27 protein-coding genes and 1 riboswitch are annotated in these 22,817 nt (G+C 74.7%); of the genes, 12 read left to right on the forward strand and 15 right to left on the reverse strand.

The features are described from left to right. Nucleotides 1-86 precede the first annotated feature (86 nt). The 3 genes from FHS22_RS26320 to FHS22_RS26330 form a co-directional block, all read right to left on the reverse strand. On the reverse strand, nt 87-431 hold the full coding sequence (locus tag FHS22_RS26320; RefSeq protein WP_184945858.1) for an RNA polymerase-binding protein RbpA: 345 nt from the start codon (nt 429-431) through the stop codon (nt 87-89). A 146-nt stretch (nt 432-577) separates the two neighbouring features. After that, entirely contained in the window at nt 578-1,933 is a 1,356-nt protein-coding gene (locus FHS22_RS26325) for an MFS transporter (RefSeq protein ID WP_184945860.1), read from the reverse strand. Nucleotides 1,934-2,009: 76 nt separating this feature from the next. Further along, on the reverse strand, nt 2,010-2,807 hold the full coding sequence (locus FHS22_RS26330) for a glycerophosphodiester phosphodiesterase family protein (protein ID WP_184945862.1): 798 nt from the start codon (nt 2,805-2,807) through the stop codon (nt 2,010-2,012). A gap of 241 nt (nt 2,808-3,048) precedes the next feature. Between FHS22_RS26330 and FHS22_RS26335 the strand changes: the two genes are divergently transcribed. Further along, on the forward strand, nt 3,049-3,753 hold the full coding sequence (locus tag FHS22_RS26335) for a hypothetical protein (protein WP_184945864.1): 705 nt from the start codon (nt 3,049-3,051) through the stop codon (nt 3,751-3,753). A gap of 96 nt (nt 3,754-3,849) precedes the next feature. On the opposite strand, the gene FHS22_RS26340 is transcribed toward FHS22_RS26335, so the two are convergent. Next, nucleotides 3,850-4,128 (reverse strand): WhiB family transcriptional regulator, encoded by a 279-nt coding sequence (locus FHS22_RS26340; RefSeq protein ID WP_184945866.1) that lies wholly within the window; start codon nt 4,126-4,128, stop codon nt 3,850-3,852. 185 nt (nt 4,129-4,313) lie between these two features. Then, nucleotides 4,314-5,315, reverse strand: coding sequence for a DNA topoisomerase IB (locus FHS22_RS26345; protein ID WP_184945868.1), 1,002 nt, complete (start codon nt 5,313-5,315; stop codon nt 4,314-4,316). A 208-nt stretch (nt 5,316-5,523) separates the two neighbouring features. Here FHS22_RS26345 and FHS22_RS26350 point away from each other — a divergent pair, with 208 nt between their 5' ends. The 4 genes from FHS22_RS26350 to cobM all read left to right on the forward strand — a co-directional run bounded on the left by FHS22_RS26350 (nt 5,524) and on the right by cobM (nt 8,553). Continuing rightward, entirely contained in the window at nt 5,524-5,922 is a 399-nt protein-coding gene (locus FHS22_RS26350) for a PPOX class F420-dependent oxidoreductase (protein WP_184945870.1), read from the forward strand. Nucleotides 5,923-6,040: 118 nt separating this feature from the next. Further along, nucleotides 6,041-6,445, forward strand: coding sequence for a pyridoxamine 5'-phosphate oxidase family protein (locus tag FHS22_RS26355; protein WP_260408306.1), 405 nt, complete (start codon nt 6,041-6,043; stop codon nt 6,443-6,445). Continuing rightward, nucleotides 6,438-7,739: a precorrin-6y C5,15-methyltransferase (decarboxylating) subunit CbiE gene (gene cbiE, locus FHS22_RS26360; RefSeq protein ID WP_184945873.1), complete on the forward strand. Its 1,302-nt coding sequence runs from the start codon at nt 6,438-6,440 to the stop codon at nt 7,737-7,739. The genes FHS22_RS26355 and cbiE overlap by 8 nt, the downstream gene beginning before the upstream one ends. A gap of 70 nt (nt 7,740-7,809) precedes the next feature. Then, nucleotides 7,810-8,553 (forward strand): precorrin-4 C(11)-methyltransferase, encoded by a 744-nt coding sequence (gene cobM, locus FHS22_RS26365; RefSeq protein ID WP_184945875.1) that lies wholly within the window; start codon nt 7,810-7,812, stop codon nt 8,551-8,553. A 38-nt stretch (nt 8,554-8,591) separates the two neighbouring features. Here cobM and FHS22_RS26370 read toward each other — a convergent pair whose 3' ends face one another. Continuing rightward, on the reverse strand, nt 8,592-9,917 hold the full coding sequence (locus FHS22_RS26370; protein ID WP_184945878.1) for a PP2C family protein-serine/threonine phosphatase: 1,326 nt from the start codon (nt 9,915-9,917) through the stop codon (nt 8,592-8,594). 558 nt (nt 9,918-10,475) lie between these two features. Here FHS22_RS26370 and FHS22_RS26375 point away from each other — a divergent pair. Beyond that, nucleotides 10,476-10,796, forward strand: a complete 321-nt coding sequence (locus FHS22_RS26375) for a hypothetical protein (protein ID WP_184945879.1) — start codon at nt 10,476-10,478, stop codon at nt 10,794-10,796. Between the two features lie 419 nt (nt 10,797-11,215). Here the strand turns inward: FHS22_RS26375 and FHS22_RS26380 are convergent, their stop codons facing one another. Then, complete coding sequence (locus FHS22_RS26380; protein ID WP_184945881.1) at nt 11,216-11,539, reverse strand: DMT family transporter; 324 nt, start codon at nt 11,537-11,539, stop codon at nt 11,216-11,218. A 19-nt stretch (nt 11,540-11,558) separates the two neighbouring features. Continuing rightward, a riboswitch (guanidine-III (ykkC-III) riboswitch) is annotated at nt 11,559-11,624 on the reverse strand. Nucleotides 11,625-11,737: 113 nt separating this feature from the next. Here FHS22_RS26380 and FHS22_RS26385 point away from each other — a divergent pair. The 4 genes from FHS22_RS26385 (at nt 11,738) to FHS22_RS26395 (ending at nt 13,452) form a co-directional block, all read left to right on the forward strand. After that, the gene (locus FHS22_RS26385; RefSeq protein ID WP_184945883.1) at nt 11,738-12,334 is read left to right on the forward strand and encodes a helix-turn-helix domain-containing protein; all 597 of its coding nucleotides are present in this window, start codon (nt 11,738-11,740) and stop codon (nt 12,332-12,334) included. 110 nt (nt 12,335-12,444) lie between these two features. Continuing rightward, on the forward strand, nt 12,445-12,966 hold the full coding sequence (locus FHS22_RS26390) for a GNAT family N-acetyltransferase (RefSeq protein WP_260408307.1): 522 nt from the start codon (nt 12,445-12,447) through the stop codon (nt 12,964-12,966). A 112-nt stretch (nt 12,967-13,078) separates the two neighbouring features. Continuing rightward, nucleotides 13,079-13,228: a cupredoxin domain-containing protein gene (locus tag FHS22_RS37445; RefSeq protein ID WP_221474145.1), complete on the forward strand. Its 150-nt coding sequence runs from the start codon at nt 13,079-13,081 to the stop codon at nt 13,226-13,228. Beyond that, nucleotides 13,198-13,452: a multicopper oxidase domain-containing protein gene (locus FHS22_RS26395; RefSeq protein WP_221474146.1), complete on the forward strand. Its 255-nt coding sequence runs from the start codon at nt 13,198-13,200 to the stop codon at nt 13,450-13,452. Before FHS22_RS37445 ends, FHS22_RS26395 begins: the two co-directional genes overlap by 31 nt. Nucleotides 13,453-13,485: 33 nt before the next feature. Here FHS22_RS26395 and FHS22_RS26400 read toward each other — a convergent pair whose 3' ends face one another. Both FHS22_RS26400 and FHS22_RS26405 read right to left on the reverse strand, forming a co-directional pair. Then, nucleotides 13,486-13,875: a cupin domain-containing protein gene (locus tag FHS22_RS26400; protein WP_184945887.1), complete on the reverse strand. Its 390-nt coding sequence runs from the start codon at nt 13,873-13,875 to the stop codon at nt 13,486-13,488. A 329-nt stretch (nt 13,876-14,204) separates the two neighbouring features. Continuing rightward, on the reverse strand, nt 14,205-14,666 hold the full coding sequence (locus tag FHS22_RS26405) for a VOC family protein (protein WP_184945889.1): 462 nt from the start codon (nt 14,664-14,666) through the stop codon (nt 14,205-14,207). Between the two features lie 131 nt (nt 14,667-14,797). Between FHS22_RS26405 and FHS22_RS26410 the strand changes: the two genes are divergently transcribed. Then, nucleotides 14,798-15,793 (forward strand): helix-turn-helix transcriptional regulator, encoded by a 996-nt coding sequence (locus tag FHS22_RS26410; RefSeq protein WP_184945891.1) that lies wholly within the window; start codon nt 14,798-14,800, stop codon nt 15,791-15,793. 88 nt (nt 15,794-15,881) lie between these two features. On the opposite strand, the gene FHS22_RS26415 is transcribed toward FHS22_RS26410, so the two are convergent. From FHS22_RS26415 to FHS22_RS26425, 3 genes are all read right to left on the reverse strand, one after another. Continuing rightward, entirely contained in the window at nt 15,882-16,448 is a 567-nt protein-coding gene (locus tag FHS22_RS26415) for a hypothetical protein (RefSeq protein ID WP_184945893.1), read from the reverse strand. Nucleotides 16,449-16,486: 38 nt separating this feature from the next. Then, nucleotides 16,487-17,071, reverse strand: a complete 585-nt coding sequence (locus FHS22_RS26420) for a DUF5709 domain-containing protein (RefSeq protein ID WP_184945895.1) — start codon at nt 17,069-17,071, stop codon at nt 16,487-16,489. 194 nt (nt 17,072-17,265) lie between these two features. Further along, the gene (locus FHS22_RS26425; protein WP_184945897.1) at nt 17,266-18,336 is read right to left on the reverse strand and encodes a cobalt-precorrin-5B (C(1))-methyltransferase; all 1,071 of its coding nucleotides are present in this window, start codon (nt 18,334-18,336) and stop codon (nt 17,266-17,268) included. A gap of 149 nt (nt 18,337-18,485) precedes the next feature. On the opposite strand from FHS22_RS26425, the gene FHS22_RS26430 reads away from it, so the two are divergent. Next, nucleotides 18,486-19,232: a cobalt-precorrin-6A reductase gene (locus FHS22_RS26430; RefSeq protein ID WP_221474154.1), complete on the forward strand. Its 747-nt coding sequence runs from the start codon at nt 18,486-18,488 to the stop codon at nt 19,230-19,232. Here FHS22_RS26430 and FHS22_RS26435 read toward each other — a convergent pair. Genes FHS22_RS26435 through FHS22_RS26445 form a run of 3 tightly spaced genes read right to left on the reverse strand, consistent with a single transcriptional unit; the run spans nt 19,220 to nt 22,817 of the window. Beyond that, on the reverse strand, nt 19,220-20,812 hold the full coding sequence (locus tag FHS22_RS26435) for a precorrin-2 C(20)-methyltransferase (RefSeq protein ID WP_184945901.1): 1,593 nt from the start codon (nt 20,810-20,812) through the stop codon (nt 19,220-19,222). The two genes, FHS22_RS26430 and FHS22_RS26435, sit on opposite strands and share 13 nt — an antisense overlap. After that, nucleotides 20,812-21,438 carry a precorrin-8X methylmutase gene (locus tag FHS22_RS26440; protein WP_184945903.1) on the reverse strand — a complete coding sequence of 209 codons (627 nt, stop codon included), beginning with the start codon at nt 21,436-21,438 and terminating at the stop codon, nt 20,812-20,814. The genes FHS22_RS26435 and FHS22_RS26440 overlap by 1 nt, the downstream gene beginning before the upstream one ends. After that, complete coding sequence (locus tag FHS22_RS26445) at nt 21,435-22,817, reverse strand: precorrin-3B synthase (protein ID WP_184945905.1); 1,383 nt, start codon at nt 22,815-22,817, stop codon at nt 21,435-21,437. The genes FHS22_RS26440 and FHS22_RS26445 overlap by 4 nt, the downstream gene beginning before the upstream one ends.

Raw genomic sequence — 22,817 nt, forward strand, 5'->3', positions numbered from 1 at the left:
GGCGCCGGCCGGGGAAAAGGCGGAGCCTCCGGCACCGTGGAGGTGCCGGAGGCTCCGGTGTAACCGTGCCCTCGGAGGACCGGGGGTCAGGCGCTCTTGCGGCGTTGGGCGCGCAGGATCGCCAGGCGCTCGTTGAGCACCTCCTCCAGGTCCTCGATCGTGCGGCGCTCCAGCAGCATGTCCCAGTGGGTCCGCGGGGGCTTGGACTTCTTGGCCTCGGGCAGTTCGCCGTCCACCCGCAGGGCGGTGATGCCGCACATGCGGCACTCCCACGTCGCCGGGATCTCGGCCTCGGCGGCAAGCGGAACGTCGAATTGATGGCCCTTCGGGCAAATGTAGGACACCTCCTGGCGCGGGGCCAGATCGGTGTTGCGGTCGTTCTCGTAGCTGGTCGCCCCGAGTCGGGTACCGCGCAGCGCACGCTCGCCCATGTCTCAATGCCTCCTGAGGGCCCCGTCGTGAGGGGTTCGTCTCCCACGGCGTACAACGCTTGATACCGTGTGTGGATTCCCACACACGGCGTGATCCAATCGCGCGTTTTCCATGGGATCCGCAGAGAGACCTTTTCGGACGGATTTCAGATGCGCTCGGGGACCGGGTTCCCGGCGGCGCGGATGGCCCTGGGCAGGTTGATCGCGGCCAGACCGGCGAGGCCGACCACGAAGAAGACCACCAGCGTGAGGATGCCCAGCCGGTAGCTGTCGGTCAGCTGCAGGGCCAGGCCGAGGGTGAACGAGCCGAGGAACGTCGAGCCCTTGTCGCTGATCTCGTACAGGCTGTAGTACTCCGCCTCCTTGCCCCTGGGGATCACGTGGGAGAACAGCGACCGCGACAGGGCCTGGGTGCCGCCCATCACGATCGCGATGGCGAAGCCGAGCGCGAAGAACGCCGCCGCCGACCCCTTGGGCAGGAAGTACGCCACGGCCACCACGGCGGTCCAGGCCGCCAGGGCGCACATCACGATCCGCTTGGCCCCGAAGGAGCCGGCGAGCCTGCCCAGCAGCAGCGCGCCGCCGAAGGCCACGAACTGCACCATCAGGATCGCCTGGATCCGCACATCCTGGCTCAGCCCGAGCTCCTTGTCGGCGTAGGTGGCCGAGAAGGAGATGACCGTCTGCACGCCGTCGTTGTAGATCAGGTAGGTGACCAGGAAGCCCAGCGTCAGCGGGTAGTTGCGCAGGTCCTTGAGGGTGCGGCCGAGCTGCCGGAAGCTGCCGGTCACGGCCTGCCCCGTGGTCTCCGCGCCCGGGGCGAGCGCCCGCCGGTTGCGCAGCCGCAGCATCGGGATGACCGTGAACCCGCCCCACCACAGGCCGGAGGAGGCCAGCGCGAGGCGCACCGCGTCACCCTCGGCTACACCGAGGGACTCGTGATAAAGGAACAGAGCCAGGTGGATCGCGAGCAGCAGGCCGCCGCCGAGGTAGCCGAAGCCCCAGCCGCGGGCGGAGACCCCGTCGCGCTCGTCGGCCGTGGCGATCTCGGGCAGGAACGAGTTGTAGACGACGAACGCGGCGGCGAAGCTCACGCTGGCGAGCAGGAAAAGCAGTCCGCCCAGCAGGTAGCGGTCGCCGGACAGGAACCAGAAGCAGACCGTCGCTCCCGCGCCCAGGTAGGCGAAGGCGGCCATGATCTCCTTCTTCCGGCCGGTGTGGTCGGCCAGGGCCCCCACCATGGGCATCAGGATGATCTGGAGGATGGCGGCGACGCCGACCACGAAGGAGTAGTAGGCGCTCGGGCGCACGTCGAACCAGAGCACCGGGACGTACGCCGCTCCGGCGGCGGCCTTCTCGGCGACCGTCGTCAGGTACGGGCCCAGGAAGACGGTCAGGACCGTGGTGGGGAAGGCCGAGTTGGCCCAGTCGTACCAGTACCAGCCGCGTTGCTCACGGCGGCGGGACTGGGGGGTGTCTTCGACGGCCGGTGCGGCGGTCATGGGCGGTCCTCGGTTCGCTCGGGGGGAGGGGGTCTCGGGAGGGGGAGATGCGGCCGGGACAGGGCCCGCGCCGGCGTCAGGCGACGAGCCGGCCCGGATGCCACTGGCCGCGCGACCGGAGGACCCCCCGCAGGCCGGAGATGTTGTCGGTCATCACGCCGTCCACGCCCAGGTCCAGCAGGCGCTCCATCTCCCGGGTGTCGTTGACGGTCCACACGTGGATCTGCATGCCGAGGGCGTGCGCCGTACGGACCAGGGCCGGGGTGGTGACCCGCAGGCCGCGGAAGCCGATCGGCACCTGCGCGCACGGCACCCCGGCGCGGGCCAGGCGGGTGAGCAGGCGGCCGTAGGCCGAGGTCACGGCGGCGGCGCGCAGGGCGGCGACGCCGCGCGGGCCGAGCGAGGAGCACACGTCCCGGCCGATCGCGGCGCGGGCGCGGGCCAGCCGCTCGTCGGAGAAGGAGGTCAGGCAGATCCGGTCGTAGGCGTTGGTCCGCCTGACCACCTCGGCCAGCGGCGCGATGGCCGCGGCCTCCTTGACGTCGATGTTGAAGCGCGCCTGCGGCCAGGAGCCGATCAGGTCCTCCATGAGCGGGATCTCGTCCACCCCGCCGATCCGCGCCTCGCGCACCGTCCGGTACGGCAGCGCGGCGATCCGGCCGCTCCGGTCGGTCATCCGGTCCAGGGTGTGGTCGTGGAAGGCCAGCAGCACGCCGTCGGCGGTGGCGTGGGCGTCGGTCTCCAGGTAGGTGTATCCGAGCTCCACCGCGCGCGCGAAGGCCGCGTGGGTGTTCTCCCTGCCCTCGGAGGCCCCGCCCCGATGGGCGAAGGCGAGCGGGCCGGGATGGTCGAGGAAGGCGTAACGGCGCTGCACGTGGAGGAGTATGCCCCCTGCGCGCGGGGCTCGTCATCACACGGAGGTGAACGTTTGGGGCACGGATTCCGTAACGGCCACCCCCGTCCGATCCGGCTCCCCGCCTGGTGCGAGGCTGGAGGTGAGAGGAGACGGGCGGGGAAGAGCCGGCCACGGGTCGCGTGACAGCGGTGTGACAGCCGGATGCAAGCACGCGGGGACATCCTGATCACCATTCGCCGAGAATGGAGATGGGAAGACGATGAAGGCCCTCATGCAGGAGTTCAGCGTGCCGGACCGGTACCGGGGTCCGGCGGGCATGGTGAACGGGGGATGGGTGTCGGGCCTGCTGGCGAGCTACCTGCCGGCCGGGGGCGCCGTCGAGGTGACGCTGCTGGCTCCGACCCCGCTCGACACCGGTCTGCGGGTCGAGCGGGAGGACGGCCTGGTGAAGCTCTTCCAGGGGGCCGAGCGGCTCGCCGAGGCCAGGGCGGCGGACGGCGACCCGGTGCCCCCGCCCTTCGTCTCGCTCCACCAGGCCACGAGGGCGGAGCGGGACTTCGCCGGCGCGCAGGAGCACCCGTTCCCCGGCTGCTTCGTCTGCGGCGACCGGGAGCCCGGAGACGGGCTGCGGATCCACCCCGGCCCGGCCGGTCCGCCGGACACCGTCGCGGCCTCCTGGTTCGCCCATCCGGGACTGGCCGAGTGGTCGGCGGCCCTGCCGCTGACCCACGTGTGGGGGGCGCTCGACTGCCCCTCGGGCTGGGCGCACATCGAGCCGGGCGGGGCGGCCCTGCTGGGCAGGCTCACCGCGCGGACGTACCGGCCGGTCGCCCCGGGGCGGACCTACGTGGTCGTCGCCCGCAAGGAGGGCAGGGAGCGGCGCAAGCTCTTCGCGAGCTCGGCGGTGTACGAGGTGGACGGCAGGCTGGTCGGCGCCGCCCGGGCCATCTGGATCAAGATCTGACCGTACGGCCGGGTGCGGGGGGCCGCGGGCCGTGTCAGGGGGAGCGGGCCGCGGCCGCGCAGCGGGCCGCGGGCGCCGGATCGGGGCGCGCCGCCGTCACGCGCCCGCCCGCTGCCCGGCCCTGGCCAGGGCGGCCGCGGCGCGCTCGTCGGGGCTGGTGCCTCCCCAGACGCCGTGGGCCTGGTGCGTGTTGAGCGCGTACTCCAGGCACTGCATGCGCACCGGGCAGCGGCGGCAGACGGCCTTGGCGTGCTCGTGCTGCATCTGACCGGGCCCCTGCGGCGAGATGGGGAAGAACAGCTCCGGATCCTCGCTGAGACAGGCGGCCTGGCGGGACCAGTGGGTGATGAAGGAAATGTCAGCGTGAGAAGGCATGGCGAATCCAATGAGTCTGGGCGAAACCCGACTACCGTCGGCCCAACTGCTCATTCGGATGCCCCTGACTGTCGGCTTCATACGATTTGGGGAGAGAAAAGTCGGCAAAATCAGGGCCGGGAAATCATGATCGGCCGGTGGCGGCGACGGCGGTCACGGCCTGCGCAGGGGACGCGGGCGGCCGGTCACGACCTGCGCAGCAGGGAGACGACCGCCCGTTCCACACCGCCCCGCGTGGCCGGCTGCCCGAAGCCCGCCTCGGCGCCGAGGGCGGTGAGCGCCCGCGCGATGGTCCGCCCCCGGCCGTAGGCCTCGATGACGCGCGGGTCCACGTAGGAGGCGCGGGCCACGGCCGGGGTGTTCCCCAGGTAGCCGGCCACCTCCTTCATCACCCTGACCACCGCCCGCCGCCTGCCGGTCCTGGAGCGGACGGGGGAGGAGACCGCCAGTCCCACCGCGGCCAGCACGGTCGCGTGCCAGGTGCGGAAGTCCTTCGCCGAGACCTCGCATTCGAACGTCTCGCGCAGGTAGGCGTTGATGTCGCCGCTGCGCACGTCCGTCCACCCGGAGCCGTTCTCGTAGCGCAGCAGTTCCCCCTCCTCCCCGGTCGTGTGCAGGGCGGTGACGACCGAGCACACGTCCGGGTCGGCGATCTCCACCTCGCGGTGCTTGCCGCCCTTGGCCGGGTAGGAGCAGACCACGAGGCCCGCCGTACAGGTGACGTGCTCCATCCGGAGCGTGGCCAGCCCGAACGAGTCGTAGGACTCGCCGCCCACCCGGAAGAAGCCGACGTCGAGCATGCGGGCGGCCGCGGCGAGCACCCGCTCGCGGCCGAGCCCGGTCCCCGCCAGGTGCCCGGCGACGCGCTCGCGGAACACCGGCAGCCGCTCGGCCATCTCCAGCACCCGGTCGAACTTGATCCGGTCCTGCTCCTCGCGCCAGACGTCGTGGTACCGGTACTGCCGCCGCCCGGCCGCGTCGGTGCCGACCGCCTGGATGTGCCCGTCGTGCGTGCGGCAGATCCACACGTCGGTCCAGGCGGGAGGAAGCGCCAGCGCCCTGATCCGGGCGAGGACGCGGCGGTCGCGGACCGGCCGGCCGTCCGGATGGTGGTAGCTGAACCCCCGGCCCCTGCGGCGGCGGCGGATGCCGGGTTCGGCGGGATCACTCTGGCGTAGCTCTGTCACGGCCCCCCTCTACCCAGGCGGCGGCCTCACATGAGGCCGCGCGACCGCTCCCGGGCGGTCCGTACGGCATGCGCCGGATCCCTCCCGTAAACGGAGGGATGTGAAAGAGGAATGCCGGCTCCCGGAACGCGTGGCGGAGCCGAGCGGACCACGGCCCGCGGGGTTCGATCGTCGCGCACGCAACATCGCCGAGATCGTGGAGGTTCTCATGGGACAGCTGACCGACGAGGCCAAGGAGCTGCTCCGGCGGCCGGTGCACGGCTGGGCGACCACCCTGCGGCCCGACGGCTCGCTGCACAACACGGTGGTCTGGGTGGACGTCGAAGGCGACGAGGTCGTGTTCAACACGGCCGTCGGCCGGGCCAAGGAGAGGCACCTGCGGGCCAACCCCCAGGTGTCGGTGAGCGTCCTGGACCCGAAGGACGCCTTCCACCTGGTCAGCATCTCGGGTACGGCCCGGCTGGAGCTGGAGGGCGCCGACGAGGTCATCGACGGCCTGGCCAAGAAGTATCTGGGCGTGGAGACCTACCCCTACCGCCAGCCGGGCGAGCAGCGCATCACGGTCCGGGTCGCCCCCGACAAGGTGATCTTCAACCCGGGGAGCTGATCCGCACCGGCCCGCCCCCGCGGGGCCCGCCGGGTCCGCCGTGGTCAGCGGATAGAACGGGAGATCGACGCGACGGCTAACATGTCGCCCTGAACCGTGACGACGGGAAGGGCCGGTGTTGAACGATCTCGGAGAGGGGCTCCGCGCCTTCTGGCGGGAGCGCCACCTGTGCACGCTGACCACGATGCGGGCCGACGGCACCCCGCACGTCGTCCCGGTGGGGGTGACCCTGGACCCGGAGACCGCGACGGCCCGGGTGATCTCCTCTGGAAGCTCCCGCAAGGTCCGCAACGTCCTGGCCGCCGGAGCGGCCGGGGACGGGACCGGGGAGGCGGCGGTCGCGGTCTGCCAGGTGGACGGGCGGCGCTGGTCGACGCTGGAGGGACGCGCGGTGGTCCGCGCCGACCGCGAGTCGGTCGCCGACGCCGAACGCCGCTACGCCGAGCGCTACAAGCCGCCCCGGGAGAACCCGTCCCGCGTCGTGATCGAGATCCGGGTCACCCGGGTGATGGGCAATGTCTGAGGCCGTCACCGGGCCTGCGGCGTCCGAGGCCGCCACCGTGCCCGGATCCGCCACCGGCTCCCGGGCCCTCGCCGTGCCCGGCACCGTCACGGTCGTCGGCATCGGCGCCGACGGCTGGGCAGGCCTGGCGCAGGCCGCCCGCCGGGAGCTGCACGCCGCCGAGGTCCTCATGGGCAGCGCCCGCCAGCTCGCCCTGGTCCCCGAGCCCACCGCCGAGCGGGTGGTGTGGCCCTCGCCGCTGCTTCCCGCCCTGCCCGCGCTGATGGCCGCCCAGCAGGGCCGCCGGGTGTGCGTGCTCGCCAGCGGCGACCCCATGTTCCACGGCATCGGCACGACGCTGGTCCGCCTGCTGGGCCCGGAGCGGATCCGGGTGCTGCCGGCCCCGTCCTCGGTCTCGCTGGCCTGCGCCCGCCTGGGCTGGGCCGCCGACCAGGTCGAGGTCGTCAGCCTGGTGACGGGGCCGGTCGAGTCACTGCACACCGCCGTCCACGAGGGGCGCCGGATCCTGGTCCTCGGCGCCGACGGCCGCGCCGCCGCGCAGGTCGCGGCCCTGCTCACCGCGCGCGGGTACGGCCGCAGCCCGATGGCCGTCCTGGAGCGGCTCGGCGGCCCCGAGGAGCGGGTGGTCTCCGGCACGGCGGCCCGCTGGGCGCTGCCGGTCGCCCAGGACCTGAACATCGTCGCCGCGGAGTGCAGGGCGGACCCGGGGACGGTGCCGCTGCCGTGCGTGCCGGGCCTGCCGGACGAGGCCTTCGAGCACGACGGGCAGCTCACCAAGGCCGAGGTCCGCGCGGTCACCCTCTCCCGGCTCGCGCCGGTCCCCGGCGAACTGCTCTGGGACGTCGGCGCCGGGGCGGGCAGCGTCGCGATCGAGTGGATGCGCTGCCACCGGGCGAACCGGGCCGTGGCCGTGGAGCGCGACCCCCGGCGCGCCGCCCGGGCGGCCGGGAACGCGGCCGGGCTCGGCGTCCCCGGGCTGAGCGTGGTGAACGGCCCGGCTCCCGGCGCGCTGGCCGGGCTCGAACCGCCGGACGCCGTCTTCATCGGCGGCGGGGTGACCGCGCCCGGGGTGGTGGAGGCCTGCTGGGCGGCGCTGCGGCCCGGCGGGCGCCTGGTGGCCAACGCGGTGACCGTCGAGTCGGAGGCGGTCCTGGCATCCTGGTACGGCGAGCTGGGCGGCGACCTGGTGCGGCTGGCGGTCGGCAGGGCCGCCCCGGTGGGCGGCTTCACCGGCTGGAAGCCCCTGATGCCCGTGACGATCTGGACCGCGGTCAAACCGGAGGACGAACGATGACGGGGCCGATGACGGGGCCGATGACGACGGGTGCGGCGATGACGACGGCGGCGCGCGGCGGGGGCGGCCGATGACGGTCCGCTTCATCGGGGCGGGCCCCGGCGCGGCCGACCTGATCACCGTGCGGGGGCAGCGGGCGATCGCGGCCTCGCCGGTCTGCCTCTACGCCGGATCGCTGGTCCCCGCCGAGCTGCTGGAGAGCTGCCCGCCCGGGGCCCGGCTGGTGGACACCGCGCGGATGACGCTGGAGGAGATCGTGGCGGAGATGCTCGCCGCCCACGGGGCCGGGCAGGACGTGGCCCGCCTGCACTCCGGCGACCCGTCGGTGTTCAGCGCCATGGCCGAGCAGATGCGGCGGCTCGACGCGGCCGCGGTGCCGTACGAGGTGATCCCCGGGGTGCCGGCGTTCGCCGCGGCGGCGGCGGCGCTGAAGCGGGAGCTGACCGTTCCCGGCGTGGGCCAGACGATCACGTTGACCCGGACCTCGGCGCGGGCCACGCCCATGCCCGAGGGCGAGGACCTGGACACGCTCGGCAGGAGCCGGGCGACGATGGTGCTCCACCTGGCCGTGCAGCGCATCGAGGAGGTCGTCGGCGAGCTGGTGCCCAACTACGGCGCCGACTGCCCGGTGGCGGTGGTGGCCAGGGCCAGCCGCGCCGACGAGGTCGTCCTGCGCGGGACCCTCGCCGACATCGCCGGGCAGGTCCGGGCCGCGGGCGTGCTGCGCACCGCGGTGATCGTCGTCGGCAGGGTCCTGAACGCCGCGGAGTTCCCCGACAGCCACCTCTACTCCGCCGCCCGCTGCCGCGGCTGACGGGGCCGTCTCCGCCCCGCCGCCGCGGACGACCCGCGTCAGGGCGCGGCGGGCGGGATGCGCAGGGCGATGAGCGCGATGTCGTCGTCCGAGGCGCCCAGCGCGGAGAGGACCCCGTCGCAGAAGGTCTCCACGGGCTCGCGGGACAGCGCGGCGGCGTGCTGGCGCAGCCGGGTCATGCCGTGGTTCAGGTGCTCCTCCGGCCGTTCGACCAGTCCGTCGGTGTAGAGCAGCAGCGTGGACTCCGGAGGCAGCGCGTCGAAGGCGTTGCGCCGCGAGACGCCCGGGTCCACGCCGAGCAGGAGCCCCGCGCCGTCCTCCAGGTAGCAGGTCTCGCCGTCGCCGGTGACCAGCAGCGGCGGCGGATGCCCGGCGCTGGAGTGCCGGAACTCCCAGGGCCCGTCACCGCCCCCCGTGACCAGGCCGTAGATGCAGGTGGCGGTGTGCATGCCGTACAGGGTCTCGTTGGCGGCGTCCAGGCGGCGCAGGATCTCCCCCGGCGGCTCCTGGCGGTCGCAGGCCAGAGCCCGGAGCATGTTGCGCAGCTGGCTCATGACCACCGCGGCGGGCAGGTCGTGGCCGGCCACGTCCCCGATGATCAGGGCGAGTTCGCCCCCCGGGGTGACGAAGGCGTCGTACCAGTCGCCGCCCACCTCGGCGGCCTCGTGGGCCGGGCTGTAGCGGGCGGCGAGCCGGAGCCTGCCGACCTCGGGCAGCCGGTCCGGCAGCAGCGACCGCTGCAGCCGCTCGGCGATGTGCTGCACCGTCTGGTAGAGGCGGCCGTTGTCCACGGCCAGGGCGACGCGATGCGCCAGGTCCTCGACCAGGGACTGGTCGTCGGCGGTCAGCGGCCGCTCGGGCCGGACCCTGGCGACGGTCAGCGCGCCGAGGACCTGCCGGCGGGCGCGCAGCGGGGCGATGATCACACTGTCCGGGTCCAGCCGCTCGAAGAGCTCCGCCTGTACGGCGTGCAGCGGGTCGCAGGCCTGCTGAACGGCCGGGAACGAGGCCAGCAGCAGCGGTCCCGCTCCGCGCAGCACCTGGGCCAGCGGGTCGGTCGTGTTCTCCTGGACCGGTGGGAGCGGCCCCTCGAACCGGTCGGCGGGCAACCGCGCGGAGTCCCGGTGCGCCACGGCCGCCCGGTGCGGCCGGTCGTGCTCGTCCAGCAGGTCGACCACGCACCAGTCGGCCAGCTGCGGAACCAGGATCCGGCAGAGCCGGCGGACGGCCTCCTCGGTGGACAGCGTGCTGGACAGGGCCGCCGTCACCTCGCTGAGCAGCGTCAACCGGGCCAGCGCCTGCTGGAGCACCTCATCGACGTCATGCATGTCCGGTTCACCGGCCAGCGCGATCTCCTCCTTCATGCTCTCCGCAGACCCGCGGTCCTCCGGAGACCGGGCTCCGGCGTCGTCCGGGCGAGGGAAACGTTATGGGGGGGAGGCGTGGCGAAAATCAGACCCGACGTTTTACGTCGTTATTTATTCCAGCGCTGTTATTCGGCTTCCCTTTCGACGGGTATGGCGATGATTTTACGCAGGGATGGAGCGTGAACCGGCGCTTTCATTCGAAAAACGAATGCCGCTTCATTCGGCCGATCATATTCCATGACTCCTTTCCTTCCGGGAAGCGGTCGGTCTCGACGGTCTCCGGAGCAGGACGGCGCGCCGCAGGCGGGGCGCTCGGGCCGACCAGGCGGGGGACGAAGGCGGGCTCCATGCGCGGCCGGCCGATCCCCTCGACCCGCGACGGCATGCCGGTGGCGCGGTCGGCGCCGTGCCGCCGTCGCGCCGGACGATGAGCCGGTCCGTACCGGCCGGGCGGCGGGTCCGCCCGGCCCAGGGGACGGAACTTTTCTGGTTTTCCCAGGTCAAGCCGAGATGGAATGGCGGTAAGGAGCGGGGCCGCAGGGTAGGGGCGCCGGTATGGCTCAGGAGAAAAGCGCCAGGCGACTGGCCGAGGAACTCGCGACGGACGCGTCCGACGACCCTCGTTTCAAGGACCGCACGCCCGGTGTCCGGGCGACCCGGCAGGGCTCCGTGGAGCAGGCGGACGCCGACATCGCGGGCCGCGCGGGCGTGGGCGGGATCGGCACCACCGGCGGAGGCGGTCCGGGCGGTACGGCGGGGCAGCCGCCGACCGGCCGGGTGCCCGACGACGAACTGGCGGACACCACGTTCGGCCTCGGTCCCGAACCGGTCGGGGAGTCCTCCGGTGAAGGGGAGGAGGAGCCGGACGGGCGGTGACGGCCGTGTGCCGGTGCGCCCGCACGCGCCGGTCCTCCTCCCGGGGACGGCCCGTCCGGCCCGGCCGCGCGCCCTCGCCGTGCGGCGAGGGCCGGCCCTCGCCTCTCCCGGCTCCCGTGGGCCGCCCGCAGATCGATGTGCGGCTCGGCGCCGCGCACCGTGTACCAGGCGGTGTCGCCGCAGCCGCGCCTGTCGTGATCGCGGCGCAGGATCGTTACGATGCCGGAGACGAGGATCTGCCTGGTCCGCGGGTCCCTGGCCAGAACCCGCCGATCCACCGTCAGCCCGTCGTCCATGAGCTCGCCGCCGAGGATGTCGTCCTCCCGAGGTTCCCGCTCCGGCCGTGATCGCGTGAAGACGGGCTCCGGGCGCCACCTCGATCGAGGTCCACGTGCTCTGGCCGGGTCCCGACGCTCCGGTCAGTGGCCGCCGCCCGCCAGGTTGAGGCCGACGACGCCGGCGAGGATGAGGGCCACGGATATGATCTTGATGGGAGACGTGTCCTCGCCCAGGGCGATCATGCCCAGGGCGGCGGTGCCGACGGCGCCGATGCCGGTCCAGACGGCATAGGCCGTACCGACGTCGAGGCTCTTGAGGGCGGAGGCGAGGAGGCCGAAGCTGAGCAGGGCGGATACGGCGAAGCCGACGCTCGGCAGCGGTACGGAGAACCCGTCGCTGAGTTTGAGCGAGTAGGCCATGACGACCTCGAACAGACCGGCGGCGACGAGCATGAGCCAGGCCATGACGGCTCCCTTCCCTCAAGGAGCGTCGTCTTTGCAGGCCGGGTACGGCGCGTCTCGTCCGGGCGGGCCCGGTCGGGTCCGCATGGACGACAACGACGGCGGCCGCGCGGAGATTCCCGGCGGCCTCCTGCCCGCCGCGGCCCGGGAGAGCGTCTGCGGGCTGGAAGTGTTTCCCACATTCGGGATATCCTCTCTTTTATGAGAGACGGCGGGACGGAACCGCCCCCAGACCCCGGGCCCGGGGAGATGGAGGTCCGGCTGGCGGCCCGCCTCGCCGGGCTCCGGACGGAGCGCGGCTGGTCGCTGGACGAGCTGGCGCGCCGGACGGGAGTGAGCCGATCGACCCTCTCGCGGCTGGAACGGGCGGAGATCAGCCCGACGGCGGCCCTGCTGGGCAGGCTGTGCGCCGCCTACGGGCGGACGATGTCGAGGCTCCTGTCCGAGGTGGAGTCGGAGCCGCCGCAACTGGTGCGCGCCGGGCAGCAGCCGGTGTGGCGGGACGAGGCGTCGGGCTTCGTCCGGCGGTCGGTGTCCCCGCCCCACGCCGGGCTGCGCGGCGAGGTCGTCGAGGGCGTCCTGCACCCGGGGTCGGACATCTCCTACGAGGGGCCGCCCGTACCGGGCCTGGAACAGCACATCTGGGTGCTGGACGGGACACTGGAGGTCACCGCCGACGGCCACGTGCACGAGGTCCGGGCCGGGGACTGCCTGCGGTTCCGGTTGTGGGGCCGCTCGCGCTTCCGCTGCCCCGGCCCCGGGCCGGTCCGCTACGCCCTGGTGGTCGTCCTGCCGTGATCCGGCCACCGGCCGTCCGGAGCCGCTCCCGGCCGCCGCCTCCCGCCCCGCTCCGCCCCCGGGCGCCGTCAGCCTCCCGCGCACGCAGACTCCCCGCACGCAGAAGGGCCATGATGCACACGATCACCCGCCTGTCCGCCGGTGACTTCCACGACAGCGTGAAGGAACTCGCCGAGCTCCTCGCCGACGTCGTCGACGGCGGCGCGTCCCTCGGCTTCCTCGCCCCCTTCGGGCGGGACTCGGCGGCGGACTGGTGGCGCGCCCGGGCGTCCGCCGTGGCCGACGGCAGCCTCGTCGTCTGGATCTCCCGTGGTCCCGGAGGCGCCAGCGGCACGGTCAGCCTCGCCCTGGAGGGCAAGGCCAACGGGCGGCACCGCGCCGAGATCGCCAAACTGATGGTCCACCGCCGGGCCCGGGGCCGGGGAGTGGCACGCGCCCTCCTCGCCGCCGCCGAGGAGGGCGCCGCCCGGGCGGGAGCGTCCCTGCTGCTCCTGGACACCGAGACCGGCAGTCCCGCGGAGCGCCTCTACCAGGCCGCCGGTTGGACCCGCTACGGCATCGTCCCGGACTACGCCGCCGAGCCGGCCGGCTCCCTGCGGGACTGCAGCTTCTTCTACAAGCGGCTCGGCTGACCGGTCCCGGTCGCCGCGGCCGGTGGACGGCGGAGGCGTTCACCTCGGTCGGGGAACGCCTCCGCACAGGTAGGCGGACTCCTCCGGCAACCGCGGCGTCATCGTGATCCCGGTGAGGCGCTCGGCCATGCTGTGGTACCACGATCACGCCATGGGACTCACCGGCCTCAACGTCTACGCGGGCCTCGCCGGGCTCTACCTCGTCAACGACCCCGCCGGCGGGAATGGGTCGTGCACCAGCACGCGATCCTCCATACGCTGACCTTCAGCGGCGTGCCGTTCAGGGCGCCGTCCGAGGACTTCGTCGAGGCGGGATCGACCGAGATCTGGAAGTACATCAATTCCAACCACGACGCCCACCCGATGCACGTCCACCTCGTCAACTTCCAGGTGCTGAACCGGCAGCCGATCGACGCGGCCGCCACGGGAGGGCTGGGCCCGGCCGGCGGCCACCGCGGAGAAGACCGGTCGGGGGAATCCCTGTGATCTCGACTCCGCACGGGCGGGGAGCGGGATCCGTCAGACCGGTTCGATCACCTCGAGCCGGAACCGCCGGGCCAGCGCCCTGGCCTCCTCCTCCCGCCCGCAGGGCACCGCGATGTCGGCGATCTGCCACGGCTGTCCCCTCCAGGTCCCGGTGAACCGCAGGAGCGCCGGCGTCCCGCCGGTGCGGTCGACGAAATCCACCTCGCGCAGATTGAGCAGCGCCGCATACGCGCCCGGCCGGCGGTAGACACCCACCGGGCTGATGTGGACCTCGCCCTGCGGCCGCAGACGGGCAAGCAGAGTGCCCCGCTTCAGCAGGGCGGTTCCTGCCGCGGCGATGACGTACAGGAACGCTGTGACGGCGACGAACACGCCGAGGGCGGAGATCGCGTGCGCCTCCCCGGCGAACCCGGCGCCCCCCACCGCTGCAGCGCGGCAGGGCCCTGGTCCCAGTCGCGAAAGCGAGACCACAAGAACACGGACATCGTCACCGTGCCGCCGAGCGCCGGCAGGAGCATCAGGCGGACGTGCGTGATCGACAACAGCCGGATCATGACGAGGCCGGTCCCGCCGGAGCCGGCGCTCCCGGTCCCGGGGACGGCCGCGCCGGCACGGCCGGGCGGACGGGGGCCACGGCCGGCGATGCCGGTGATCGGGCCGTTCTCCGGTCATGCATGACCGGAGAATGATCCTCTCCTCTTGGAGATCACTTGCATCCCGGCGCAACACCTGATCAGGCCGGGCGCGCCGCGTCAGTCCAGGCAGAACTCGTTGCCCTCGGGGTCGGTCATCACGATGAAGCCGGCGCTCATCGGGGGCTCGGGCTCGTGGCGGCGCACCCGCGTCGCACCCAGCGCGACGAGCCGGTCGCACTCGGCCTCCAGCGCCGCCATCCGCTCGTCTCCCTGCAGCCCGGGAGCCGCGCGGACGTCGAGGTGGACGCGGTTCTTGGCGGTCTTGTCCTCCGGGACCTGCTGGAAGAACAGCCGCGGGCCGTGCCCGTCCGGGTCCTCGACGGCCGAGGCCGTGTTGCGCTGCCCCTCCGGTACGCCGGCCCGCGCGAGGAAGTCGTCCCACGCGGCCAGCGGGTCGGCGCCCTCGGGCAGCTCGACTCCGGGCGGGCCGGGGTGGACGTAGCCCAGCACGTCGCGCCAGAAGGACGACAGCGCCCGCGGGTCGTGGGCGTCGAAGGTGACCTGGATATGGCGGCTCATCGGGTGCTCCGTTCGTAGCGGATTTCACGTGCGGGCGGGAAGGCCGCGCAGCGGGCGGGCCGCGCCCTGGAGAGCATTCTGGCACCCAAAGCGGACAGAAACGGTCCGCTTTCTCTGGCAGGGTGGACGGCATGGACGCGGCGATCGGTGACGAGCGGGGTACGACGGAACGGGTGCTCACCCTGCTCGGGCTGCTGCAGCAGCGCCGGGTCTGGACCGGCCCCGAACTCGCCGACCGGCTCGGGGTCACACCGCGGACGGTGCGGCGTGACGTCGAACGGCTGCGCACCCTCGGCTACCGGGTGCACGCCGGCCAGGGGGTCGGCGGCGGCTACCAGCTCGGCCCGGGGCAGGACCTGCCGCCGCTGCTCCTCGACGACGAGGAGGCGATCGCCACCGCGGTCTCGCTGCTCGCCGGCGCGGGGGGCGCGGTCGCCGGGGCCGGCGACGCCGCGCTCCGGGCGCTGACCAAGCTCGACCGGGTGCTCCCCGCCCGGCTGCGCCACGAGGTGCGCGCGCTCTCCGACTCGGTGGAGTTCTTCGGCGGAGGCCGTACGCCGGTCGACCCCGAGGTGCTCATGACGCTGGCCGGAGCCTGCCGTGACGAGGTCGAGGCCGGTTTCGACTACCCGTCCGGGAGCGAGGTGCGACGGCGGCGGGTCGAGCCCTACCGCCTGGTCGCCTCCGACCGGCGCTGGTACCTCCTCGCCTACGACCTCGACCGTGACGACTGGCGCAGCTTCCGCGTCGACCGGATGACCGATGTGGCCGCACGGACCTGGCGCTTCCGCCCGCGCGCGGCGCCCGACGCGGCGGCGTACGTGCAGGAGAGCGTGGCGAGCCGGGTCTACCCGCACCAGGCGCGCTTCCTCGTGCACGCGCCGGCGGACACGGTGCGCGCGCAGGTCCCGGCGTCGGCGGCCGTCGTACGACCGCGGGGAAGCGGGCGCTGCGAGGTGCTCAGCGGTGCCGGCAGCCTCGACTTCGTGCTCCTGCACGTGCTCCTGCTCGGGCATGACTTCGAGGTGATCGATCCTCCGGAGCTGGGGAGGCGCTGCCGTGCGCTGGCGGAGAGACTGCTGGCGGCGGGGGCGGGCCCATCCGTGCGGGACGCGGAGCAGCCGTGAGCCGCGACCGCGCCGAGGCGCGCTTGCGCTCCCGCCCCGTCCCTATGCCCGGCGGCGCCGGGATCCGCCGGGGGAGGAACAGGAACGATCACCCGGCGGGGCGGCCGGTCCCCTCACCGGGCAGGTAGCCTCCGTCACCCTCCGCCGTCCGGCCGGATCCGGCGTCGGGGTCGTCCTCGTCGGAGGCGACCCAGTCCATGCCGGCTCCCACATGCCCGCCGTCCGGTCCGGCGGTACGGCTCGGCCGGGGCCCGTCGTCGTCCGGGCCGCCCTCCACCGGGCCCTTCGCCCGGCGACCGGCGTCCGGGGCGTCCACGGGCCCGGTCTCGTCCGCGGGCATGGGGTGCGGGCTCGGTCCGGCCGCCGTCTCGGTGCGCCCCTCGATCTCGTCGGTCCGCGCGCCCACCGCCTTCTCGTCCGAGCCGGCCGTCCCCGGCCGCTCGTCGTCACGGCCGGCGACATATCCCGTGGACCGGGACCAGCCGCTCCTGGGTTCGGCGTCGTCGCCGGGGCGCCCGCCCGGGTGGGCGTTGGAGCCGCGGATCGACGCGGGGCCGATGTCGCCGCCCATGTCGTGCAGCCCGGGATCGAAGGTGGTGCCCTTCAAGCTCTCCCGTTCCCTGGCCCGTTCCTTCTCCCGCTCGTCCTCGTTCACGGTGCTCCCTCCCGTTCGGCGGCCGCCTGGTACGCGGCTCACTCCGGCTCCACCCGCATGGCGGCCTCCTCCGCCGAGTAGCCGCCCGCGTCCGGGCCGACCTCGTCGGCGACCAGGTCGGCCTCGGCGTCCTCCCTGACGCCCTCGTCGGCGGCCACCAGCCGGCCCGCCCGGCGGGGCTCGTCCCAGACGGCGCCCGACGGCTCCTCGGGCTGGGCGGACCAGTCCTGGCCGGCACCGGTGTCGGGCTCGTAACCGGTGTCGAGGTCGGAGCCCACGCCCAGGCCGCCCTCGGCCGACACCCGCGGCCCGAGCTCGTCGGCCCCGCCCGTCTCCAGGTCGTCCCGGTCGCCGCGGGGCCCGCCGGCCGGCTCGTCGGCGACGCCGAACATCGGCTGCTCCTCGGGCACCTCCCTGCTGATCCTGCCCTCCAGGGACTCACCCTGGATCTGCTCGTCGACCGTGGTCCCGAAGTCGTCGACGGCCATCGGGCGGTCCCCGGGCAGCGGCGCCTCCTGCGGGTCCACCGCCCACTGCTGCTGCGGAGTGCCGTCCTGCAGATCCGGAATCCCCTCGTCCTCGAACCGCGAGTGAGGGTCGTGCTCCGGCGTGTGCTCTCTCATGGCCCCTCCTGCCTGCGCTTTCCCCTTACCCTCCCCTCGGTTCCCCGCCGGTTCGGGTCATAACGGGCCGACGCGAAACCGGGCCCGCCCGCGACCCGCCCGCCGTACCGGGCCCGGCGCAGGAACGCCGGGACGTCGCCGGACCCGGATCCCCCGACGTCGTCCCGCCGGTCGCCGTCGCCGGCCGGGTGAACCTAGGCGCGGCCGACGATCGCGCCCGCGCGGTCGACGACCACGACGTCGACCGCGACCGGGGCTCCCCGGAGCACGGCCTCCGCGCTGCGGCGGGCCCGCTCGGCGACCAGGTCGCCGAGCGGGAGGCCGGCCTCCTGGCACAGGCGCAGGGCGTGCAGGGCGGTGTTGGCCCCGCGGACCCGTCCGGCCAGGGCCTCGTCCCCGCCCGCCTCGCGGGTGAGCGCGGCCAGCAGCTCCGGATTGACCTGGGAGCGGCCCGAGTGGAGGTCGAGGTGGCCGTCGGCGAGTTTGGACAGCTTGCCGATGCCCCCGGCGACCGTCAACCGGGGCACCGGGTGCCGCCGCAGGTACTTCAGCACCGCTCCCGCGAAGTCGCCCATGTCGAGCAGGGCGTCCTCCGGCAGGCCGTACAACTCGGCGGCGACCCGTTCCGAGGTGCTCCCGGTGCACCCGGCGACGTGCGCGTAGCCCGCCGCCCGGGCGACGTCGATCCCGCGGCGGATGCTGTCGATCCACGCCGAGCACGAGTACGGCACGACGACGCCGGTGGTGCCGAGGATGGACAGGCCGCCCAGTATGCCCAGCCGCGGGTTCCAGGTCCTCCCGGCCAGTTCCTCGCCGCGCTCCACGGAGATCTCCACGACCACGTCCCCGGTCCCGCCGTGCCGGGCGGCGACCTCGGCCACGTGCTCGCGCATCATCCGCCGGGGGACCGGGTTGATCGCCGGCTCGCCCACCTCCAGCGGGAGGCCCGGCTTGGTGACCGTGCCCACGCCGGGCCCCGCGGCGAACACCACGCCGGTGCCCGGGGCGCCGCGCCGTACGGTCGAGGAGATCAGTGCGCCGTGCGTCACGTCGGGGTCGTCCCCGGCGTCCTTGACCACCGAGGCCGTCGCCGCGCCGTCCGCGAGCCCCTCGCGGGCCAGCGCGAACGCCGGACGCTGCCCCCGCGGCAGGGTGATCTCCACCGGGTCGGGGAAAGCGCCGGTCAGCAGAGCGGTGTAGGCGGCGGTGGTCGCCGCGGTCGCGCACGCGCCCGTGGTCCAGCCGTGGCGCAGGGGCGCGCTCACGGCCCGCCCGCCGGCCGGTACGGTGTCCCGGAGCCGCGGGACCGGAGCGGGAGGGCCCGGCCGCCCCGCGGCGGGACGGCCCCCGCGCCCCGCGAGGGGAGGGGCCGGGCGCCGGGCGGGACAGGAGACGGGAGAGAGGTGGCGGGGTGCTGAACGTCCTCGTGCTGGGCGGCACCGGCGAGGCGCGGAGGCTGGCCGCCGCGCTCGCCGGACGGGCCGGGACGCACGTGGTGTCCTCGCTGGCCGGGCGGGTGCGCGACCCGAAACTGCCGGTGGGCGAGGTGCGCGAGGGGGGCTTCGGCGGCCCGGAGGGGCTCGCGGCCTGGCTGGCGGAGCACCGGATCGGCGCCGTCGTGGACGCGACGCACCCGTTCGCCGCCCGGATGAGCGCTTCGGCCGCGGCGGCGGCCCGGGCGACCGGACTCCCGCTGCTGGTCCTGCGCAGGCCCGGCTGGCAGGCGGCGCCGGGCGACGACTGGCGGCCGGTCCCGTCGCTGGAGGCCGCGGCCGGGCTGCTGCCCGCCCTGGGGGAGCGGGTCTTCCTCACCACCGGCCGCCGCAGCCTGCCGGTCTTCGCGGACCTGGACGGCCTGTGGTTCCTGGCCCGCGCGGTGGACCCGCCCGAGCCGCCGATGCCGCGCCGCGTGGAGATCCTGCTCAGCCGGGGCCCGTTCACCGTCGAGGGCGAGCTGGCCCTGATGCGGGAGCACCGGATCGACGTCGTGGTCACCAAGGACAGCGGCGGAGAGATGACCACGGCCAAGCTCCGCGCCGCCCGCGAGCTGGGCCTGCCGGTCGTGATGGTACGGCGCCCGCCCGCACCCGGCGGCGTGCCCGCGGTGGAGACCGTCGAGGCGGCGCTCTCCTGGCTGGCGGCCGTCGCTCATGCCGGGTAGCGCCGGGGGGTGAAGACCACCCGGCGGCCGTCGCCCCGCTCGGCCACCCGCGTGGTCGAGGACCCGACCAGCAGCAGGCAGCGCATGTCCACCGCCGCCGGGTCCAGCTCGGCGAGCGTGGTCACCGTCATGGTCTCGCCCGCCCCGCCGACGTCCCGGCCGATGACCACCGGGGTCTGCGGGGCGCGGTGCTCCAGCAGCAGGTCGCGGGCGGCGGCCACCTGCCAGGTCCGGCTCTTCGACGCCGGGTTGTAGATCGCCAGAACCAGGTCGGCCCTGGCCGCCGCGCTGATCCGCTCCGCCACCACGTCCCACGGCTTGAGCAGGTCCGACAGCGACAGCACGCAGTAGTCGTGGCCGAGCGGCGCACCCGCCCGGCTCGCCACCGCGTGCGCCGCGGTCAGGCCGGGCAGGACCCGCACCGGGACGCCGGAGAAGCGGGGCTCGCAGGCCACCTCCAGCACCGCGCTCGCCATCGCGAACACCCCCGGGTCGCCGGAGGAGACGACCGCCACGCGGGCCCCGGCCGCGGCCAGCCCCAGCGCGTGCGCGGCCCGCTCCGCCTCCACCCGGTTGTCGGTGGCGTGGCGGCGCTGGCGCGGGTTGGGCGGGACCCGGTCCAGGTAGGGGCCGTACCCGACGAGCTCGTCGGCGGCGGCCAGCGCCTCCTGCGCCTCCGGGGTCAGCCACGGCCGCCCCGCCGGGCCCAGCCCGACCACCACGACCTCACCGGCCCGGCCCGCCGTACCCGCCGCCGCCGCCTCCGTCCGGTCCCGGCCGGCCGTTCCGGTCTCCGCGGCGGGGGCCGTACCCGCGTCCGCGCGACCCTCCGGTGCGGGAAGGCCCGCGTTGACCGGGCTGGTGATCAGGGCCAGCGAGAAGTACGGCACGCCGGCCGGGTCCACCTCGGCCAGCGGGGCCAGGCGCTGGCCGCCGGTGGTGGCGCGCTCCACGTACCAGGCCTCGCCCAGGCGGCCCGCCTTCTCCAGCGCGTCGCGGACCTTGGTGAACGTCCGGCCGAGCTTGAGGACCGCCGCCGAGTCGGTGGCGGCCAGCCGCTCGGCCAGCACCTCGGCGGGGAGGGTGCCGGGCAGGACCGTCAGCGTCTCGTCCCGCTCGACCAGCGGCCGGCCCAGGACCGCCGCCGCCGCGCTGACCGAGGTCACTCCGGGGACGACCTCGGTGGCGTAGCGGTGCGACAGGCGCTTGTGCATGTGCATGTAGGAGCCGTAGAAGAGCGGGTCGCCCTCGCACAGCACCACCACGTCGCGCCCGGCGTCCAGGTGGGCGGCGAGCCGGAGCGCGCACTCGGCGTAGAAGTCGTCGATCGCCCCCTGGTAGCCGCCGGGATGGTCGGTGGTCTCCGTGGTGAGCGGGTAGATGAGGGCCTCCTCGATCTGGCCCTCCCGCAGGTACGGCGCGGCGACCGAGCGGGCGATGCTCCGGCCGTGCCGGGCGCTGTGGTAGGCGATCACGTCGGCCGAGCCGAGGAGCCGGGCGGCCTTGACGGTCACCAGTTCGGGATCGCCGGGCCCCAGCCCCACTCCCCAGAGCCGCCCCGCCGGGTTCATGTCAGTCATCACTCTTCCTCGCTGGCGATCGCGTTGACGGCGGCGGCGGTCATCGCGCTGCCCCCGCGGCGGCCGTGCACGACCAGGTACTCCAGGCCCGCCGGGTGTTCGGCGAGGGCCTGCTTGGACTCGGCGGCGCCGATGAAACCGACCGGGACGCCCAGGACGGCGGCCGGCCGCCCGGCGCCCTCCCCGACCATCTCCAGCAGCCGGAACAGCGCGGTCGGCGCGTTGCCGATCGCGACGACGGAACCCTCCAGCCGGTCCCGCCACAGCTCCAGGGCGGCGGCGCTGCGCGTGGTGCCCAGCCGTTCGGCGAGCTCCGGGACGCGCGGGTCCCCGAGGGTGCAGACGACGTCGTTGCCGGCGGGGAGGCGGCGGCGGGTCACCCCGGAGGCGACCATCATCGCGTCGCACAGCACCGGGGCCCCGGCGTCCAGCGCGGTCCGGGCCGCGGCCACGACACCGGGCGACCAGCCGAGGTCGGCGACCAGGTCCACCATGCCGCAGGCGTGGACCATGCGGACCGCCACCCGGGCGACGTCCTCGGGCAGCCCGCCCAGGTCGGTCTCGGCGCGGATGGTGGCGAAGGAACGGCGGTAGATCTCCGCGCCGTCGCGGATGTAGTCGATCACTTTTCCCCTCTGAGGGCCGCCACCGCGGCCGCGGTCCGTCCGATGTCCGTACAGGTCAGGCTCCGGCCGTCCAGCTCCACGCGGTAGCCGTCACCGGTCGCGACCACCTCCACGACCCGCCCCCTGGGACGGCCGCAGCGCCGCGCACAGCCCGCCCAGTGCACCGGGAGCGTACCGCCCCCGGCCTCACCCGTGTCCCTCCGCTCACCCGCGGACCGCCGCCCGTTCCCGGGCAGAGGCGACGGCGCGGGTCCGGAGCCGGAGGCGACGGCGGTCGCGACGGCGGCGGCCGCATCGGCCTGGACGTCGGTCAGGGATCTGGAGCAGCCGGGGCGGCCGGTGCAGGCGCTCACCCCGTCCCACGAAGATCCGGAGCCGGTCACCAGCCCCGCGTCCGAGAGCCGGGTGATCGCCGCCTCGGACCGGGGAAGGGCCAGGCCGGGCAGCACCACTCCTCGCCACGGCGTGAGCCGTACCTCGCCCGAGGCGGCGACGTCGGCGAGCACCTCCGCCTGGGCCGAGGCCAGCCGTCCCAGCGGCACCGCCACCCCCAGGGCGACGCGGCCGTCCCGGCCGGGGACGATCCCCACGGGCCCCCGGACGGCGGGCCGGAGCCGTACCGGCTCCGGTGCTCCGGAGCCCGGGACGGCGTGGACGTCCGTGCCGAGGGCGGCGCGGACGCGGGCGGTCACCGCGGCGGGTCCGCCGGGCAGTTCCGCGATCCGCCAGGCGGTGACCCCGCGGGCGGACAGCTCTGCCAGGAACGCCTCGGCCGCGGCGAGCAGCGCGGGCACCGTACCGTCCGGGGACACGCGCAGGCCGCTGTCGGCGCCCGCGACGATCAACGCGATCTCGTCCGCGCCGACCGGCAGGATCCCGGCGTCGGCGCCGAGCCCGGCGACGTCGCCCCGCCCGTCGTCGAGGGCGAACAGGAACCGGCCGGGGAGGGCGGCCAGGGCGGGGCGGGCGCACAGCGCCCGGTCCAGCGCGGCGACCAGGGGCTCGACGTCCATCGTGCCCGCGCCGTCGCAACCGGTCAGCGGGGAGGCCAGGATGTTGCGGACCCGCTCGTGGGTGGGGGAGGGCAGCAGCCCCGCCCGCGCCATCCGGTCCGCGAAACCGGGCGCGCCCCCGCTCCCGTCCTCCGCGTCCACCCCGGTCCGCAGACCGCGCACCTGGACGTTGGCGCGGGAGGTCAGTTCGATGACGCCGGTGCCGTACCCGGAGGCCGCGCGGGCGAGTTCGCGCAGCTGGGCGGTCGTGAGCCTGCCGCCGGGCACCCGGACGCGCGCCAGCCCCCCGTCGGCGGCGGCGTGGACCTGGAGGGCTCCCGGGCACGCATCGAGCCGGGTTCGTCCTGATAAGTCGAGATTGACCAC

The sequence above is a fragment of the Thiemannella venezuelensis genome (genome assembly GCF_014203605.1).
GTDB classification, from domain to species: Bacteria; Actinomycetota; Actinomycetes; order Streptosporangiales; family Streptosporangiaceae; genus Planomonospora_A; species Planomonospora_A venezuelensis.

Coding starts and splice junctions, on each gene's coding strand:
- FHS22_RS26320 (WP_184945858.1), bottom strand. CDS start 431: ATGGGCGAGCGTGCGCTGCGCGGTACCCGACTCGGGGCGACCAGCTAC.
- FHS22_RS26325 (WP_184945860.1), bottom strand. CDS start 1,933: ATGACCGCCGCACCGGCCGTCGAAGACACCCCCCAGTCCCGCCGCCGT.
- FHS22_RS26335 (WP_184945864.1), top strand. CDS start 3,049: ATGAAGGCCCTCATGCAGGAGTTCAGCGTGCCGGACCGGTACCGGGGT.
- FHS22_RS26340 (WP_184945866.1), bottom strand. CDS start 4,128: ATGCCTTCTCACGCTGACATTTCCTTCATCACCCACTGGTCCCGCCAG.
- FHS22_RS26350 (WP_184945870.1), top strand. CDS start 5,524: ATGGGACAGCTGACCGACGAGGCCAAGGAGCTGCTCCGGCGGCCGGTG.
- cbiE (WP_184945873.1), top strand. CDS start 6,438: ATGTCTGAGGCCGTCACCGGGCCTGCGGCGTCCGAGGCCGCCACCGTG.
- cobM (WP_184945875.1), top strand. CDS start 7,810: ATGACGGTCCGCTTCATCGGGGCGGGCCCCGGCGCGGCCGACCTGATC.
- FHS22_RS26370 (WP_184945878.1), bottom strand. CDS start 9,917: ATGAAGGAGGAGATCGCGCTGGCCGGTGAACCGGACATGCATGACGTC.
- FHS22_RS26375 (WP_184945879.1), top strand. CDS start 10,476: ATGGCTCAGGAGAAAAGCGCCAGGCGACTGGCCGAGGAACTCGCGACG.
- FHS22_RS26380 (WP_184945881.1), bottom strand. CDS start 11,539: ATGGCCTGGCTCATGCTCGTCGCCGCCGGTCTGTTCGAGGTCGTCATG.
- FHS22_RS26385 (WP_184945883.1), top strand. CDS start 11,738: ATGAGAGACGGCGGGACGGAACCGCCCCCAGACCCCGGGCCCGGGGAG.
- FHS22_RS26390 (WP_260408307.1), top strand. CDS start 12,445: ATGATGCACACGATCACCCGCCTGTCCGCCGGTGACTTCCACGACAGC.
- FHS22_RS26405 (WP_184945889.1), bottom strand. CDS start 14,666: ATGAGCCGCCATATCCAGGTCACCTTCGACGCCCACGACCCGCGGGCG.
- FHS22_RS26410 (WP_184945891.1), top strand. CDS start 14,798: ATGGACGCGGCGATCGGTGACGAGCGGGGTACGACGGAACGGGTGCTC.
- FHS22_RS26420 (WP_184945895.1), bottom strand. CDS start 17,071: ATGAGAGAGCACACGCCGGAGCACGACCCTCACTCGCGGTTCGAGGAC.
- FHS22_RS26435 (WP_184945901.1), bottom strand. CDS start 20,812: ATGACTGACATGAACCCGGCGGGGCGGCTCTGGGGAGTGGGGCTGGGG.